Genomic DNA, 16,418 nt, shown 5'->3' on the forward strand with positions numbered 1-16,418 from the left:
GGTCGGTGTCGACACCTGTTCTACGGAGCGGGTCTATGGCACTCGTGGGCCGTGGCTGTGCGGCGGCTGTGGAGCGTCAGGCGGAGACGCGTGCGCGGGCCGTCCGACGTCGGGCGACCGCGTACGCGACGCCCAGCAGCGCGATCCACCCGACACCCACGACGAGCGAGACCCGCGTCGCCTCGGTCACGCCGAGCATGACGACGACCCCGACCATGAAGACGATCGCGAGGACCGGGGCGACGGGCCAGAACGGCACGGGGAACTCCGACGGTCCCAGCTCGCCACGGGCGATCTTGCGGCGCATCGAGACGTGGGACGCGAGGATCATCAGCCACACCCAGACCGTCGCGAAGGTGGCGAGGGAGGCGATGACGAGGAACACGTCGTCGGGCACGAGGGCGTTGAGGACCACCCCGACGGTGAGAGTCGCGGCCATGAGCACCACGGTCATCCACGGGACGCCGTTCTTGGAGACCTTGCCGAAGGACGCTGGCGCGTTGCCCGTCCTGGACAGCCCGAAGAGCATCCTGCCGGCGCTGTACACGTCGCTGTTGATCGCAGACAGCGCGGCGGTGATGACCACGGCGTTGAGGATGTGCGCGGCCGCGGGGATGCCGAGTCCGTCGAAGATCTGCACGAAGGGGCTGCCGTCGTCGCCGATCGTGTCCCACGGGGAGAGCATCATGAGGATCGCGAGCGTGAAGACGTAGAACACCAGGATGCGCACGGGCACGGTGTTGATCGCCCGCGGCACCACCTGCGCCGGACGGTCGGCCTCGCCGGCCGAGATGCCGATGGTCTCGATGCCGCCGAAGGCGAACATCACGACTGTGAAGCAGGCGAGGAAGCCGCCGAGGCCGTTCGGGAAGAACCCGCCGTGGTCGACGAGGTTCGAGGCCCCGACCTGGGCGTCGTCGGCGAGGGAGAAGCCGAAGACGACGATCAGGGCACCGCCGACGATCATCGCGACGATCGCCACCACCTTGACGAGGGACAACCAGAACTCGACCTCACCGAAGACCGAGACCTTGAGCAGGTTGATCGCGGCGATGACGCAGATGATCGCCGCGACCCACGTCCACCGCGGGACGTCGGGAAACCAGAAGCCCATGTAGATGCCGAAGGCCGTCACGTCGGCGATCGCGACGATCGCCATCTCGAAGGCGAAGGTCCACCCGGTGACGTAGCCGGCGAAGCGCCCGAGATAGGTGTGTGCGTACTCGCCGAAGGACCCGGAGACGGGGTTGCGGACCGTCATCTCACCGAGGGCGCGCATGACGACGAAGACCGCCATACCTCCGAGGAGGTATGCCAGCAGCACGCTCGGACCAGCCTGCTGGACAGCGCTCGCGGAACCGTAGAACAGACCTGTGCCGATGGCCGAGCCCAGCGCGATGAACCGGATGTGCCGGGCCTTGAGCCCGCGCCGCAGGGTCGGGGCTGCTGCTCGCCCGGAGGATTGGTCGACGGGGTTCGGGACGACCGCGTGGTCGGGAGCGTCTGCCGGACGCGCAGCACCCGCAGCCTGCGACGGGCCAGGCTCGGGTGCGAAGGGGGTGGACGGAGCATCGGGAAGGTCGTTCGGCACGTCGAGAAGGCCTTGTCTGCGCAGGGGGGGCGGCCGTCCGATCGGGTGGCGCCGGCCGATTCTACGTCCGTACCGGGCAGAGGTGACAGATCAGCCCAAGAGCTCGCGGACGTCCGTCGCGGTCAGGCCCGCCCCACCTGCGGCTCCGCCGTCGAGCACGCTCGCGAAGAGCTTCGACTTCGAGGCCTTGAGCGCCATGACCTTCTCCTCGATCGTGTCGGTCGAGACCATGCGGTACACGTTGACGTTGCGCGTCTGACCGATGCGGTGAGCCCTGTCGACGGCCTGGGCCTCGGCCGCTGGGTTCCACCACGGGTCGAGCAGGATGCAGTAGTCCGCAGCGGTGAGGTTGAGCCCGAAACCACCGGCCTTGAGCGAGATGAGGAACACGGAGGTCTCCCCCGAGGTGAAGCGCTCGATGGTCTCGGTCCGTCGGCGGGTGCGGCCGTCGAGGTAGGAGTAGTCGACGTCCTTGCGGTCGAGGTGGTCCCGCACCCGGCCGAGGAACTGCGTGAACTGGCTGAAGATCAGCACGCTGTGGCCCTCGGCGAGGATGTCGTCGAGCATCTCGTAGAGCACCTCGAGCTTGGAGGAGGGCACCTTCTCGTGCTCGCTGTCGACCAGGCTCACGTCGAGGCTCGCCTGGCGCAGCACCGTGAGGGACCTGAACACCTCGAAGCGGTGCTCACCGAACTCGTCGACGAGTCCGAGCACCTTGGTGCGCTCGCGCTGCAGGTACGCGTCGTAGAGCGCACGGTGGCGGGAGTTGAGCACGACGTCGACCACCTGCTCCTGCTTCTCGGGGAGGTCCTTGGCCACGTCCTCCTTGGTGCGGCGCAGCATGAAGGGCGCGATGCGTCGGCGCAGCTGGTCCAGGCGCGAGACGTAGCCCTCCTTCTCGATGGGCTTGGCGTAGTAGTCCTGGAACTTGCCGGGTGTGGGGAACAGCCCCGGGCTGACGACCGACACGATCGACCACAGCTCCATCAGGTTGTTCTCGAGAGGCGTCCCGGTCAGCGCGAGCTTGAAGGGCGCGTCGAGCCGCCGCGCGCACTGGTAGGCCACCGACTGGTGGTTCTTGACGAACTGCGCCTCGTCGAGGATCAGCCCGGCCCAGGCCTGCGTGCGGTACTCCTCGAAACCGAGACGGAACAGCGCGTACGAGGTGACCACCACATCAGCCCCGGCGACGACCTCGGACAACGGGGTGCGCCGACGCGCGAGGGTCTCGGTGACTGTCACGGCCTTCAGACCTGGGGTGAACCTGCGGACCTCGGCAGCCCAGTTCCCCACCACGCTCGTCGGGGCGACCACGAGGAACGGGGCCGTGCTCCGCGTCTGGGCTACGCTCCCTGTCCCCGTGGCGTCCTCGGCACCGACGACCTCCGAGCGGTCGGCAGCTGCTGGTCCCGGCGAGGTCGCTACGGTCTCCGACGCCGTCGCGGTCTCGCGGACGTGCTGGACGAGGGCGAGCGCCTGGAGCGTCTTGCCCAGCCCCATGTCGTCGGCGAGGACCCCGCCGAGCCCGTGCTCGTGCAGGAAGGCGAGCCACTCGAACCCCTCCTGCTGGTACTCGCGCATGGTCGCGTCGAGACCTGCCGGCGCGGGGACGGGCCCAGGCCGCGCTCCCCCGGCGAGCGCGCCGACGGCCTCGCGCCACGCCTGTGCCTGGCCGCCGACGACCCCGAGCCTCTCGAGCTCGTCGAAGAGCCCCGCCTGGAACCTGTTGACGCGCAGCGTGCCGCCCATCGTGTCCTGCATGGCGCGGGCTTCCTCGATGAGCTCGCGCAGCGCGTGGAAGCGCTCGTCGTCGAGGGAGAAGTGCAGACCGTCGACGAGCAGCAGGTAGGACTTGCCCTTGGCCAGGGCTGTGAAGACGTCCGCGAAGGGGATGAACTGCTGGCCCGCGGTGACGATCACGGCGAGGTCGAACCAGTCGCGGGTCTCGGGCAGCGTCGAGGTCGACACGGAGATCTCGACGTCGTCGGCCCGCCTGTAGTCCACCGCCTCACCCCGGACCTCGACGACGAGGTCGGTCTCCTCCTGCGCGAGGTCGAGCAGGAGCGGGAGCTCGTCGGTGACGAAGAGAGCCGTGGCGACGTCGGCGAGCTCGGTCCGTCCCACGCGGGCGACGGCGGCCGCGGCCACGTCGGCCAGCCGTGCGGTGTCGTCGGCAGCGCGCCGTGGCTCGGCCGCCACGCCGGGCAGGCGTGGGGCACGCCCGGCGAGCCTGTCGAGCAGCTGCGTCTCGGCCCGCGGGTCGCGGACGCCAGCGTCGGTCTGCCGGGTGCTCGGCCCGAGGTCGAACCGCAGGGTGTGGGTGGTGCCGTCGTCGTCCTCGACCGCGTAGCGCCACTGCCAGGTCAGACGCAGACCGTGCTCGGGCAGGTGCAGCACGTCGAGGTGCAGCGTGGGCCGCGGGCGCTCCGGGAGCGTGATCGACGGGTCGAGGTCGACAGCGTCGAAGCGGTCTTCGAGGGCGGGCAGGACGCGGAGCAAGAAGCGCCGCTGGTCGGTCTCGGGGACCGTGAGCGGCTCGGGGCGCTCGAGCAGCGCGAGGACCGGGGGGTCGACGGGCGAGGCGAGCGGGGCGAGCACAACCCGGGTCTCCTTGGTGGGAGCCCGGCGGCCCCGCCACGTCACGAGCCCCGTCGGGGGCTCGCCGAGCAACGACGTCGTCGCACGGTCGAGCGGGGTCAGGCCGTGGGGCATGACGGCCGCCTCGGCGGCCGACGGCGCTGTGCTGGCGGTCTGCGGGGTCGCGTCTGCGAGGTCGAGAGCGTCCTGCCCGGAAGCGTCGGTCTGGCCGAGCGCACCCGCGCCCGCCAGCTCCACCGACGCACCCGAACCTGCCGGACCGTCAGCCCTGCTGGCGGGGTCGAGCGACGTGGTGTCGGCCTCGATCGCGGCGCCGAGGACCAGTCCTGCCGTCCCGCGCGAGACAGTGAGCCGGGTGCGGGCGGGACCTGCGAGCACGACAGGGCTCTGCGCCTTGTCCGAGTGCACCATCGGCAGGCCCGAGCGTCGGGCCTCGGTGAGCAGCGCCCACAGCGCGGCGCTCGGCAGCTCGTCCGCGTAGACCCACGTCGGCGCCGAGAAGTAGGCAGAGTCGGAGACGCTGATCGCGAGACCGAAGAGGGAGCGCAAGATGTCGACGTGGCCGTCCGGGTAGGCCCCGTGACGGTAGTTGAGGAACCTCAGCTCGCTCCACGAGATGCCTGTCCGCACCCAGCGCCCCGTCGCGCTCCGGGTCACCGGACGCATCCCCAGGCGCGGCGAGTCGACCGAGGCGAGCGCGCGCCTCGACGACCGACCTGTCGGCTCGGTGAGGAGCTCGACCTGGAGGCCGACGTCGTGGGAGCTGCGCACGTCCCACGGCTTGGGCTTGCGGCCAGGGCGTCCGGAGACGGGCGGGGTGTCGTCGGGTTCGGTGAGGAGAGTCGCGAAGGTCCGCTCCCACTCGGCGCTACGACGAGGGGTCGTGCGGCCCGTGGCAGGGGATGCGGCCTGCCCGGCGTGAGCCGTTGTGCCAGCGGCCCCGCCGGCACCGTCGGCACCGTCGGTCCCAGAGTGGTCTCCAGCGTCCGCGCCGCCGTCCGCGCGCTCCCCCGCCGCCTCTGCTGCGACCCCGGCCGCGGCGTCGGCCATGATCGCCTGCGCGGTGAGCCGGTCGAGGTACGCGAGGAGCGTGGCAGCCGTGTGCTTGCAGTTGAGGCGGACGGGGCAGGAGCACCTGCCGTAGCGCGGGGTCGCCTGCTCTCCGGCGCTCGACATCTCGACGACAGTCACGTACTGCTTGCGGGCCGATCCGCGGACCTGGCCGACGATCGTCGTGCCGTCACCGTTCCGTGCGACCGAGACGACCTGCCCCGCACTGACGTACTCCTCGCCGCGGGCGAAGGTCTCCGAGCCCACGAGCTGGGACACGTCGGCTGCTGAGAACACCCCCGAAGTCTCTCACCGACCGGTGACAGCCGGAGCACTCCCAGCATCGCGGCAGCACGCCGCTGACCGCCTCCGCACCAGACTGGGCCGCTGAGGACTGCTCAGCACCCGGCGGAGTCGTACGAGCAGAGCTTGTCGAAGGCCGTCGTCAGACCCGAGGTGACTGCGTCGCGAGCGCTGCCCACCGACTCCTCGCCGCTGAGCATCGCCACGATGGTCACGGCGTTGCCCCGGCGGGTCACCGCCGCGTAGCTGCCAGCCCCCTGGTCGCCGAGCTCGGCGTAGTTGTTGGCCAGCCCACGGCCCTGGGCCCCGACCGCGACGTCTTCCACGCTGTACGACCCGCTGTCACCGGGAGGCGTCTCCACGCACGCGTCCATCGCGGCACGAACCCGGTCCGCGACGGCCGAGGCGGTCTCGGCGTCCGGGAAGACGGCGACGGTCTGGAGACCGACCGGATCCGTGCTCTCGTAGAGACCCTGGGACACTGTCTGCACGGCGACAGCCTCCGGTGCTGCGGGGACCGAGCAGGCTGACGACAAGAACCAGGTCTCGGCCTGGTCTGTCGACCCGCGGCTCTCGCCGACGGGCTCGAGCTCGTCGGGGCCGAGCATCACGTCGTCGGTGAGATCGAGACGGACTGGTGCCGGGGGCTCGGTCGCCGCAGGCTCCTCGGTCGCCGTGGTCTCCTCCGACGACGGGGCCGGCTCGCTGGTGGCCGTCGACTCCGCCGCTGTCGTCGACGCCGTGGCCGATGGCGACTCTTCGGCCGAGCCGTCACCGCCAGAGCACCCTGCGACGAGGAGGACGGACAGGACCACGGCGACGTGAGCTCTCATCCGTCGATGATCCCCGCTGGTCGCCGCTCGCGCTACCGCAGGTCAGCGCACGAGTGGCCGGGCCCCTGGTGCAGGGAGAGACCTCTGGTCGGACGGATCAGCCGACGGGCGTGACCGCCTCGAGCACCCCGTCGCCGAACCTCTCGAGCTTGGCGGCACCGACCCCGCTCACGGTGCCGAGCTCGTCGGTCGTCGTCGGACGGAGCACAGCGATGTCGCGGAGCGTCGCGTCGTGGAACACGACGTAGGCCGGCACGCCGGCCTCCTTGGCCGTCGCGGCGCGCCACGCGCGGAGCCGCTCGAAGACGGCTGCTGCGGTGTCGTCGAGGTCGACGGCAGCCTTCGCCTGCCCCTTGCCGGCCGATCGCGTCCGGGTCCGCGCGGCCTTCGGCGCCTCCCGCCGGAACCTCACCTCACGCGCCCCCGAGAGCACCTCGGCCGAGTCGGCCGTCAGCTGGAGCGTGCCGTAGCCCTCGCCGTCGACCCCGAGCAGGCCACGGGCGAGCAGCTGGCGGACGACCCCGCGCCACTCCCCGTCGGAGAGGTCGCTGCCGATGCCGAAGGTCGACAGGCCGGTGTGACCGAGCTGGGTGACACGCGGCGTCTCCTTGCCGAGCAAGATGTCCACGAGGTGGCCCGCGCCGTAGCGCTGCCCGCGGTCGCGCTCGAGGCGGACGACCGTGGAGAGCAGCTTCTGCGCGGCGACGGTCCCGTCCCACGTCTCCGGGGGCACGAGGCAGGTGTCGCAGTTGCCGCAGGCCGTGCTCTGCTCACCGAAGTACGAGAGCAGCTGGACGCGTCGGCACTCGACGGTCTCGCACAGGGCGAGCATCGCGTCGAGGTGCGCCGACAGTGCGCGCTTGTGCGTGGCGTCGCCCTCGGACTGGTCGATCATGCGGCGCTGCTGGACCACGTCCTGGAGGCCGTAGGCCAGCCATGCCGTCGACGGCTGGCCGTCACGGCCCGCTCGCCCGGTCTCCTGGTAGTAGCCCTCGACAGACTTGGGCAGGTCCAGGTGGGCGACGAACCGCACGTCGGGCTTGTCGATCCCCATGCCGAAGGCGATGGTCGCGACCATGACGATCCCGTCCTCGCGCAGGAACTCCGACTGGTTCGCGGCACGCACGTGGGCGGGCAGCCCTGCGTGGTACGGCAGGGCCGGGATCCCCTGGGTGACGAGGTGCTCGGCGGTCTGCTCGACCGAGTTCCTCGACAGGCAGTAGACGATGCCGGCGTCACCGGGGTGCTCGGTGCGCAGCAGCTCGAGCAGCTGGGCGCGCGGGTTGTTCTTCGACGCGATCCTGTACTGGATGTTGGGACGGTCGAAGCTCGCGACGAAGTGCCGTGCGTCCTCGAGCTGGAGCCGGCTCGCGATCTCGCGGTGGGTCGTCTCGGTCGCTGTCGCGGTGAGGGCGATGCGCGGGACCGTCGGCCACCGCTCGTGCAGGATCGACAGCCCGAGGTAGTCGGGACGGAAGTCGTGGCCCCACTGCGACACGCAGTGCGCCTCGTCGATCGCGAAGAGCGCGACGTCTCCGCGGTCGAGCAGCGCGAGGGTCTCGGGGACCCGCAACCGCTCGGGAGCGAGGTAGAGCAGGTCGAGCGTGCCGTCGACGAAGGCCGCCTCGACCTCTCTGCGCTGCTCCCAGCTCTGCGTGGAGTTGAGGAACCCGGCCTTGACCCCCAGTGCCGACAGTGCGTCGACCTGGTCCTGCATGAGCGCGATGAGCGGTGACACGACCACGCCGACACCCTCGCGGACGAGCGAGGGCACCTGGTAGCACAGCGACTTGCCGCCACCTGTCGGCATGAGGACTAGGGCGTCGCCTCCCCCGACGACGGTCGAGACGATCTCCGCCTGGTCGCCGCGGAAGGCCGGGTACCCGAAGACCGTGTGCAGCACGTCGAGGGCGCGCGGGTCCGCCGGGGCCGACGACGCAGGGAGCACGGCGGACGGTGTCGGTGCGACCGCCGTCGCGGTCCCGGCGCCTGGGGCGTCGCTGCCCGGGGCGTCGGTGCCCGGGGCGTCGGTGCGAGCGTCGGGTCCGGTCTGCTCAGGCGTGGTCACCGGACCACTCTAGGTCCGGTCCGCACGTCCCCGGGCACTGTCCACAAGGGCCGCTCGGGCCGGGGACGCGCGAGGCACGGGGTGTCGAGCACGAAGCGTAGGATGCAACTTGTATCTATGACGCGCCGCAGTCCTCCGTGCGGCGTCGCAGCCAGCCCGAGAAGGTCTCATGCCCCCCGCATCCCCCGCGCCCGCGAGCGCGCCCGACTCTCAGCAGCCCGCTCCCCGACCCGCTGCTTCTGCCTCAACCTCTGCCTCTGCCTCTGATCGGGCCTACGCGGCGCTCCGCGCCCGGGTCGTCTCCGGCGCGGTCCCCGGCGGCACGATGCTCAGCGAGGGTGAGGTCGCCGACGAGCTCGGCATGAGCCGGACCCCTGTCCGGGAGGCGTTCCTGCGGCTGCAGGCCGAAGGGTGGATGCAGCTGTTCCCCAAGAGGGGCGCGCTCGTCCGGCCGATCGAGCCCGACGAGCTGGCCGAGGTCGTCGAGGCCAGGCACCTGGTCGAGTCCGCCGCGGTCCGCACGATCGCGGCCGACGACGGCGCCACCACGGCCCTGGTCAACAGTCTGCGTGGGCTCGTCGGTGCGCAGCGCGCGGCGGCCGAGAGCGCAGACCTCGACACCTTCGCCCTCCTCGACGTGACCTTCCACCAGACGATCGCCGACGCCGGGGGCAACAGCATCCTCACGGCCTTCTACTCCTCGCTGCGCGACAGGCAGCACCGCATCACCGCGCGCACTGTGCGCGCTGGGCAGGACCGCGTCGAGGCGATCCTCGCGCAGCACACCGAGCTCGTCGACCTCGTGGAGGTGGGTGACGCCGCAGGTTTCGAGGCGGCGCTCGCCGCCCACCTCGGCGAGATCCACCGCGGGATCTTCGGCCGATGAGGGGCGCAGGCAGCACGACAGACACCACAGGAACCACGGGTACCACGCCCTCGCTCCCCGAGGCCTCCTGCGCGCACGGGTCTTCGACAACCCACGTGAGCCACGAGGCCCACGTCGCCCACGGTCCCGGTGCCCCTCAGACGGCGCCCTCAGTGCCCGACGCCCAGCCCGACACCCAGCCGGCAGCAGCGAGCGCTCGCGGCACCCACCCGCGAGCCTGGCTCGCTGCGTGCGGGGTGCTCTTCGCCGTCGCGTGGGGCGGGAACGAGTTCACACCGCTCCTCGTCCTCTACCGCCTCGAAGGACTCTCCGCGCAGTCGGTCAACGTCCTCCTCGGCGCCTACGTGCTCGGGATCGTCCCGGCCCTGCTCGTCGGTGGGCCGATGTCGGACCGCTACGGGCGCCGTCCGCTGCTGCTGCCCGCGCCGCTGCTCGGGGTGCTGGGCAGCGCGCTGATCGCGTGGGGCGCGCACCTGCACGCCCTGCTGTTCGCGGGTCGGGTCTTCTCGGGGCTCGCGCTCGGGCTCGTCATGGCCGTCGGGACCAGCTGGGTCAAAGAGCTCTCGCAGCCGCCCGTCGCCGACCCGGGCGAGCCGGGCGCCGGGGCACGACGTGCTGCCCTCGCCCTGACCGCAGGCTTCGGCCTCGGCGCCGTGGTTGCCGCCGTCCTCGCCCAGTACGGCCCGCTGCCGACGCTGCTGCCCTACGTCGTGAACATCGTGGTGACCGTGGTGCTCATCGTCCCGGCGCTCTCCGCACCCGAGACCACGGTCCGTCAGACCACACCAGGACGGCTCCGTGACGACCTGCGCATCCCCGCAGCCCGGCACCGACGGTTCCTGAGGGTCGTGCTGCCCATGGCGCCGTGGGTCTTCGCCGTCGCTGCCTGCGCGTACGCGATCTTGCCGGCTCTCGTCGCCCACGAGGTGCCGGGGAACGAGATCGGCTTCTCAGGGTTGCTGTGCTTCGTGGCGCTCTCCTGCGGGTTCGTCGTCCAGCAGCTCGCGCGGGCCGTCGACACACCGCGGTCGTCCAGAGCCGTCGCTGTCGCGCTGGCCGTGACCGTCGTCGGGATGGCGACGGCGTCGTGGGCGGCGGCCACCCTCGACCTGCGGGTCACGGTGCTCGCCGCCGGCGTGCTGGGCTGCGCCTACGGTCTGCTGATGCTCTCGGGGTTGCAGGAGGCCCAACGGATCGCCGGGCCGGACGACCTCGCCGGGATCATCGCCGTCTTCTACTCGATCAGCTATCTCGGGTTCTTCGTGCCGACGGTCTTCGGGGCGCTCTCGGGCAGCCTGAGCTATCCGATCATGCTCGGGGGCGGGGCCGTCGTCGCGCTCGGCTGCCTGCTCGTGGTCGTGGCCAGCTGGCGGGCGCACCTGCCAGCCGACGCTGCGGCGCGGACGCACTCAGCCGCTACGGAACGGTCGTCGTCAGCCGCTCACGTGCGTCAGCCGTCCGACGCTGCGGCACGGCGGTCGTCAGAGGCCGCACCGCAGCGGGGGTCAACGGCCGGCAGCGACCTGCCCTGACGGGACCGCCTGCTCGACGTCAGCCGGGACCGGCACCCCGAAGTCGGGGGTGCCGTCCTCCCCCCAGGTGAAGCGCTGGGCGAAGATCATCCTGTCCCACCCGTCCGTCCTGGTGGCGTGGTAGACCATCCAGTCTTCCTGGCCGTCCGGTGAGAGGACGAAGGATCCGTGCCCGGGCCCCAGGACGTCTGCGGTCTTCGAGAACGCCGGCTCGGAGGACTTGGTCCACGACGCCGGGTCGAGCACGTCGTCGCCAGTGAGGGTGAGCAGGCCGTAGGCGTAGTCGTCGGTCCAGCTCGCGCTCGTCGAGTACACGAGGTGCAGAGCACCGTCACGCTCGAGCACCTGCGGGCCCTCCTGGACCGGCATCCCCTGCCGCTCCCACTCTTCGGTCGGCTCCGAGAGGAGCACACGGGGGCCGATGATCGACGTCGGGCCGTCCATCTGGGCGATGTAGAGGTTCTGCTGCCCGTCGACCTCACCCTCCCACCCCGACCAGACGAAGAACTGCTGCCCATCGTGGTCCAGCACCGTGCCGTCGATCGCCCAGCGGTCGGTCTCGTCGGTGATCTGACCGTGGTCGACGTAGGGTCCGAAGGGGTCGTCTCCCTCGCTCTCGAGCACGTACATGCGATGGTTCGCGTTGTCCCCGTCGCAGCTCGTCGCCGCGAGGTAGACGAACCATCTGCCGTCGCCGTGGTGGATCTCGGGAGCCCAGACGTCCCGGCACGCAGGCCCGAGCGCCGCCGGCTCCCAGATCTTCTGGCGCGTCCCGGACCAGAGGTCCGTGAGGTTGTCGGGCTCCGAGGCCGTGAGCCAGAGCTCGCCGTTCGACCGCGCCTCGAGCATGAGGTAGCGGTCGCCGTCCTCGACCACATAGGGATCGTTGCCGAGGTCTGCGACAGGGTTGGCGAAGGTGGGCGGTCCGGTGGTGTCATCTGTCAGCGGATCTTCTGGTCCACCCGAGCCGCACCCCGCCAGGAGGAGCACGGCTGCGACGACCACCACGACCGGAGCACTGCTGCGCAGCCGCCTCATCCCTTGAGCCCCGCCGTCGCGACGGACTCGATGATCTTGCGCTGGAAGAACACGAAGACGAGCAGCGCCGGGACGCTCGCGATGACCGCACCGGCCATGATGAGCGGCTGGTTGGCGATGTACGCGCTCTGCAGGAGCGGCAGACCGGCCGGCAGCGTCAGGGTAGACGTCGTCGAGAGCGCGTAGACCGGCCAGAGGAAGTCGTTCCAGCTCGCGAGGAAGGTGATCACCGCGATGGTCGACAGGGCCGGCTGCGCGAGCGGCAGCATGACCGACGCGAAGATCCGCACGTCCGACGCCCCGTCGATCCGGGCCGCCTCCTCGAGCTCTCGCGGGAGCCCGAGGAAGAACTGCCGGAGGAAGAACACACCGAAGGCCCCACCGACCGGAGGCAGCATCAGGGCGAGGAGCGAGTCGAGGATCCCGAGGCTGTCCGAGATCAGGTACGTCGGGATGAGGAACACGAATCCCGGCAGGAACAGGGTCGCGATGACGAGCGAGAAGACGATCCCTCGTCCCCGGAAGGTGAACCTGGCGAGCGCGTAGGCCGCGAGCGCAGCCGTCGTGACCACGAGGGCCGTCGTGACTGTCGCTGTGACGACGGAGTTGAAGAACCACCGGACCACCGGCGACTTCCCACCCCAGGCCGTCAGCGGCCTGTAGCTGTCGAGGGTCGCCGGGTCGGGGACCAGCGACGTGCTGGTCGCCGCGTCGAGCTGGGTCTTGAACGACGTGGAGATCATCCACAAGATCGGGACGAGCACGAGGAGGGCGAGGGCGACGAGCACCATGGTGCGGACCACGGTCCTGGTCTGGCGCCTGACCACGGTGTCGGTGACCGTCATGACTGGTCCTCCTTGCCGACGAGGAACCTGAAGTTCAGGATGCTGACGACCACGAGCAGGAGTGCCAGGACGTAGGACATCGCTGTCGCGGAACCCATCCGGGACTCTCCGAGCCCGACGTCCGACATGTACATGATGGCCGAGCGGGACGCGCCGTTCGGGTCACCGTCGGTCATGACGTAGGGCTGCCCGAAGACGTTCGCCGAGGCCAGGACCGTGATCATCACGACGAAGACCACGACGGGCCGCAGACCCGGCAGGGTGATGCTGCGGAAGGTCCGCCACCGGCCGGCGCCGTCGAGGGCGGCAGCCTCGTACTGGTCCCGGGGGATGCTCTGCAGGCCCGCGAGGTAGATGATCGCGTTGAAGCCGAGCGTCCACCAGAGGGTCGCGCCCACGAGCGACACCCACACCCACGGCTCCTGCTGCAGCCACGGGATGTCGTCAGGCAGACCGAGACCGCCGAGGATCCTGTTGAGGATCCCGTGCTGGGTGTCGAGGACGAACTTCCACAGCACCCCGACCACGGCGACCCCGAGGACGTAGGGCGCGAAGAATGCTGCACGCAGCACCGTCCTGCCGCGGAACGGCTTGTCGACCAGCAGCGCGACACCGAGCGGCACGGTGAGCATGAGCGGGACCGTGAAGAGCGTGAACAGGCCCGTCGCGCGCATGCTCCGCCAGAACGAGGCGTAGTCGAGCGTGCCTGGCGTGAAGAGGTCGACGTAGTTGCCGAGCCCGACGAAGGGCCTGTACGACGGGAAGCTGAAGTCCCAGTCGAAGAGGCTCACGTAGATGCCGTAGACGGCAGGGGCGAAGACGAACAGCCCGAAGAAGCAGAGATAGGGCGCGAGGAAGAGCCAGGGGACGGCCGCGCGGCCTCGACGACCGCGCGGCGCGCCCTTCTCGGACCCCGCCGCGCCCCGGGTCCGCTCGACCCGGGTCGTGGGGGCGGTCATGCTCTAGTACCCGAACTTCTTCTGGTTGCGGTCGACGATGAGCTGCGCCTCGGCCGCCGAGGCCTCGAGGGCGGCCTTCGGCTCGGTCGTCAGCAGGAGCGCCGCGTTGATCCCCTCTTCGAGCTTGCCGAGGGCGTCCGGCAGACCCGGGAAGTTCTGCGGCAGGACCGTCGTGTCGATCATCGGCCCGAAGACGTCCATCCCCGGGATCGCAGCGAACTCGGCGGACTCGCGGACCGAGGCACGTGCGGGGACCTGGTTGGCCTGGGCCCACACGATCGAGTCCTTGCTCATCGAGTTGATGAAGTACGCCGCGGCCGCGAGCTTGTCGGCGTCGTCTGCGACCTGCTTGGTCGCCGTGAGCTGGTGCGAGCTGCCCCACGTGGCGGCGGTGTCACCGATCACCGGGAGCGGCGCGACCCCCCAGTCGATCGCCTCGAAGGTCGGGTTGGACTGCTCCCAGATGCCACCGATCACGTAGGCGTTCTGGCCGTCGGCGAAGGCCTTCCAGTAGCCGTCCTGCCCGACGTTCTCCGGGCTGTACCCCTTGCGCACGAGGTCGGTGAGCCAGGTGAGCGCCTTGACCCCGGACTCGTCGTCCCACGTCACGGTGCGTCCGTCCTCGCTGACGGCCTGGCCGCCCCACTGCGCCTGGAGCGCCGTGAACCACGTGCGCATCCACCCTGTCGAGTCGATCCACATGCCCTGCACGCCCTGCGCCTTGAGGACCTCGAGGTGCTCGAGGAGCTCCTCCCCCGTGGTCGCCGGGGCCTCCGGGTCGAGACCCGCCGCCCGCAGCACGTCCTTGTTGTAGTAGAGCCCGTGCATGTGGACGTCGAGCGGGATGCCGTACCGGGCGCCGTCGTAGACACCACCGGCCCAGACCGCCTCGGCGAAGTCGTCCTCCGCGAGGCCGAGGTCCGACGCGACGGCGTCGAGACCGATGAGGGCCCCCTGCGCGGCCTGCGTGGACACCTGGTCCATGTGCATCACGGCGACGTCGGGACCGTTCCCGGACTCCACGGCGACGGGGAGCTTCTGGTAGAAGTCGCCCCACTCTGACGTCGTGACCTTGACGGTGACGTTCGGGTTGGCAGCGTTGAAGGAGTCGACCATCGCGTCGAAGTAGGCGCCGTCGGCCCCTGTGAAGCCGTTCCAGAAGGACAGCTCGACCGGGGGTCCGTCGTACGAGTCGCCGCTGACCTGGCTGACGATCGGTGCGTCCTGCGCACCCCCGTCCGAGCCGCAGGCGGCGAGGGTCAGTGCGAGGGTCGCCGCGGCCCCAGCGGCGACGGTTCTGGCGAAGACAAGGTTCATCTCGGTGCTCTCCTTCGAGTTCCGGGCTGCCGCGGCGGGCGCGGCACACCTGCTGACCAAGCGGTCGATCCGGACATTACAGCGCTGTAATGCGCGCGTCAACGAGACGGTTGACCCCTGTGGACGAGCCCAACCTCGGCGGACGTGCGACCGGTCAGCCGTCCTCCGACCCGCGGGTGGCACACGCCCCCGTCCGCCTCGTCCCCCGGACGCCGGTCGCCCGTCGACCTGCCGCGACCTCGACGTCTGCGCGCACAGGTCTCGCCGCCCAGCTGTAGATTGACCAGCGGCGCGCCAGGACCGGCCGCCGTGCCCGACGGTCGCGCGACCCTCGGGACCGAGGTCCGACGAGGAGGACGATGGCCAGGGTCCGGCTCCAGGACGTCGCAGAGCACGCAGGCGTCTCGATGAAGACTGTGTCCAACGTCGTCAACGACTACCCGCACGTCTCCCCCACCACGCGCAGCCAGGTGCTCGCCTCGATCGAGGCGCTCGGCTACCGCCCCAACGCGACAGCCCGCCGCCTCGCGACAGGCAGGACCGGGACCCTCGCGCTCGCCGTGAGCGACGTGAGCCTGCCGTACTTCGCCGAGCTGGCGAGCTCGATCTCCCGACTGGCGACGAGCCGGGGCTACAGGCTGCTGCTCGAGCAGACCGGCGAGTCCGTCGAGGCTGAGCGCGCAGTCCTCCTCGGCGGCGAGAGCGGGCTGGTCGACGGGATCATCTTCCAGCCGTCGCACATCGCGCTCGACGACCTCGCCCGCTACACGACCGCGACCCCCGTGGTGCTCCTCGGCGAGGGCGACGCCCCCGAGGGCGTGGACACCGTGATGATCGACAACACCGCAGCAGCCCGCGAGATCACCGAGCACCTGCTGCACCTCGGCCGGCGCCGGGTGGCCTTCGTCGGGCACGAGGCCCACGGGCTCTCTGCGACGTCGCGCCAACGGCTCTCCGGTTTCGAGGCGGCGCTGCGCGATGCGGGCGCACAGGTCGACCCCGCGCTGCTCCTCGCGACCGATGCGATCAGCCCCGAGGCCGCCGAGCACGCCGTCGGCGCAGCGCTCGACAGCGGGCTGCGCTTCGACGCCGCCTTCTGCCGCGACGACCTCGCTGCCCTCGGCACCCTCAGCGCGCTCCGCAGGCGCGGTGTGCGCGTCCCCGACGACGTCGCCGTGACGGGGTGGGACGACGTCACCCTCACGCGGTTCTCGAACCCGACGCTGACGACGGTCCACCCCGACCTCGACCACCTGGCGCGCAGCGCGATGGACCTCCTCGAAGAACGCGTCGGCGGGTACCGCGGGCCCGGACGGCACGTGGTCGCACCGCACTCGATCAGCGTCCGCGAGAGCGCCCCGTCGGCCTGAGACGACTGCGCGTCACACCGCTCGACCC

11 protein-coding genes are annotated in these 16,418 nt (G+C 70.8%); 3 read left to right on the forward strand and 8 right to left on the reverse strand.

Annotation, left to right across the window (positions count from 1 at the left end; genetic code table 11):
• Positions 1-76 precede the first annotated feature (76 nt).
• The 4 genes from SANBI_RS14660 to recQ all read right to left on the reverse strand — a co-directional run bounded on the left by SANBI_RS14660 (position 77) and on the right by recQ (position 8,323).
• Positions 77-1,435: an amino acid permease gene (locus tag SANBI_RS14660; RefSeq protein WP_218928330.1), complete on the reverse strand. Its 1,359-nt coding sequence runs from the start codon at positions 1,433-1,435 to the stop codon at positions 77-79.
• Positions 1,436-1,681: 246 nt separating this feature from the next.
• Positions 1,682-5,536 (reverse strand): DEAD/DEAH box helicase, encoded by a 3,855-nt coding sequence (locus tag SANBI_RS14665; RefSeq protein ID WP_319156316.1) that lies wholly within the window; start codon positions 5,534-5,536, stop codon positions 1,682-1,684.
• Between the two features lie 101 nt (positions 5,537-5,637).
• On the reverse strand, positions 5,638-6,375 hold the full coding sequence (locus tag SANBI_RS14670; RefSeq protein ID WP_319156318.1) for a sensor domain-containing protein: 738 nt from the start codon (positions 6,373-6,375) through the stop codon (positions 5,638-5,640).
• A gap of 97 nt (positions 6,376-6,472) precedes the next feature.
• Positions 6,473-8,323 (reverse strand): DNA helicase RecQ, encoded by a 1,851-nt coding sequence (gene recQ / locus SANBI_RS14675; RefSeq protein WP_319161325.1) that lies wholly within the window; start codon positions 8,321-8,323, stop codon positions 6,473-6,475.
• Positions 8,324-8,612: 289 nt separating this feature from the next.
• Between recQ and SANBI_RS14680 the strand changes: the two genes are divergently transcribed.
• Complete coding sequence (locus tag SANBI_RS14680; RefSeq protein ID WP_319156320.1) at positions 8,613-9,329, forward strand: GntR family transcriptional regulator; 717 nt, start codon at positions 8,613-8,615, stop codon at positions 9,327-9,329.
• A gap of 95 nt (positions 9,330-9,424) precedes the next feature.
• The gene (locus SANBI_RS14685) at positions 9,425-10,861 is read left to right on the forward strand and encodes an MFS transporter (protein ID WP_319156322.1); all 1,437 of its coding nucleotides are present in this window, start codon (positions 9,425-9,427) and stop codon (positions 10,859-10,861) included.
• On the opposite strand, the gene SANBI_RS14690 is transcribed toward SANBI_RS14685, so the two are convergent.
• From SANBI_RS14690 to SANBI_RS14705, 4 genes are read right to left on the reverse strand one after another with little or no spacing between them, the layout of a single operon-like run.
• Complete coding sequence (locus tag SANBI_RS14690; protein ID WP_319156323.1) at positions 10,835-11,899, reverse strand: glycoside hydrolase family 43 protein; 1,065 nt, start codon at positions 11,897-11,899, stop codon at positions 10,835-10,837. The genes SANBI_RS14685 and SANBI_RS14690 overlap by 27 nt on opposite strands.
• A complete protein-coding gene (locus SANBI_RS14695) occupies positions 11,896-12,744 on the reverse strand; it encodes a carbohydrate ABC transporter permease (protein ID WP_319156325.1) in 849 nt (282 codons plus the stop codon). Before SANBI_RS14695 ends, SANBI_RS14690 begins: the two co-directional genes overlap by 4 nt.
• A complete protein-coding gene (locus SANBI_RS14700; protein ID WP_319156327.1) occupies positions 12,741-13,703 on the reverse strand; it encodes a carbohydrate ABC transporter permease in 963 nt (320 codons plus the stop codon). Before SANBI_RS14700 ends, SANBI_RS14695 begins: the two co-directional genes overlap by 4 nt.
• Before the next feature lie 3 nt (positions 13,704-13,706).
• Positions 13,707-15,020 carry an extracellular solute-binding protein gene (locus SANBI_RS14705; RefSeq protein WP_319156329.1) on the reverse strand — a complete coding sequence of 438 codons (1,314 nt, stop codon included), beginning with the start codon at positions 15,018-15,020 and terminating at the stop codon, positions 13,707-13,709.
• Positions 15,021-15,379: 359 nt separating this feature from the next.
• Between SANBI_RS14705 and SANBI_RS14710 the strand changes: the two genes are divergently transcribed.
• A complete protein-coding gene (locus SANBI_RS14710) occupies positions 15,380-16,390 on the forward strand; it encodes a LacI family DNA-binding transcriptional regulator (RefSeq protein WP_319156331.1) in 1,011 nt (336 codons plus the stop codon).
• Positions 16,391-16,418 lie beyond the last annotated feature (28 nt).

It is taken from the genome of Sanguibacter biliveldensis (assembly GCF_033798665.1).
Taxonomy (GTDB): Bacteria; Actinomycetota; Actinomycetes; order Actinomycetales; family Cellulomonadaceae; genus Sanguibacter; species Sanguibacter inulinus.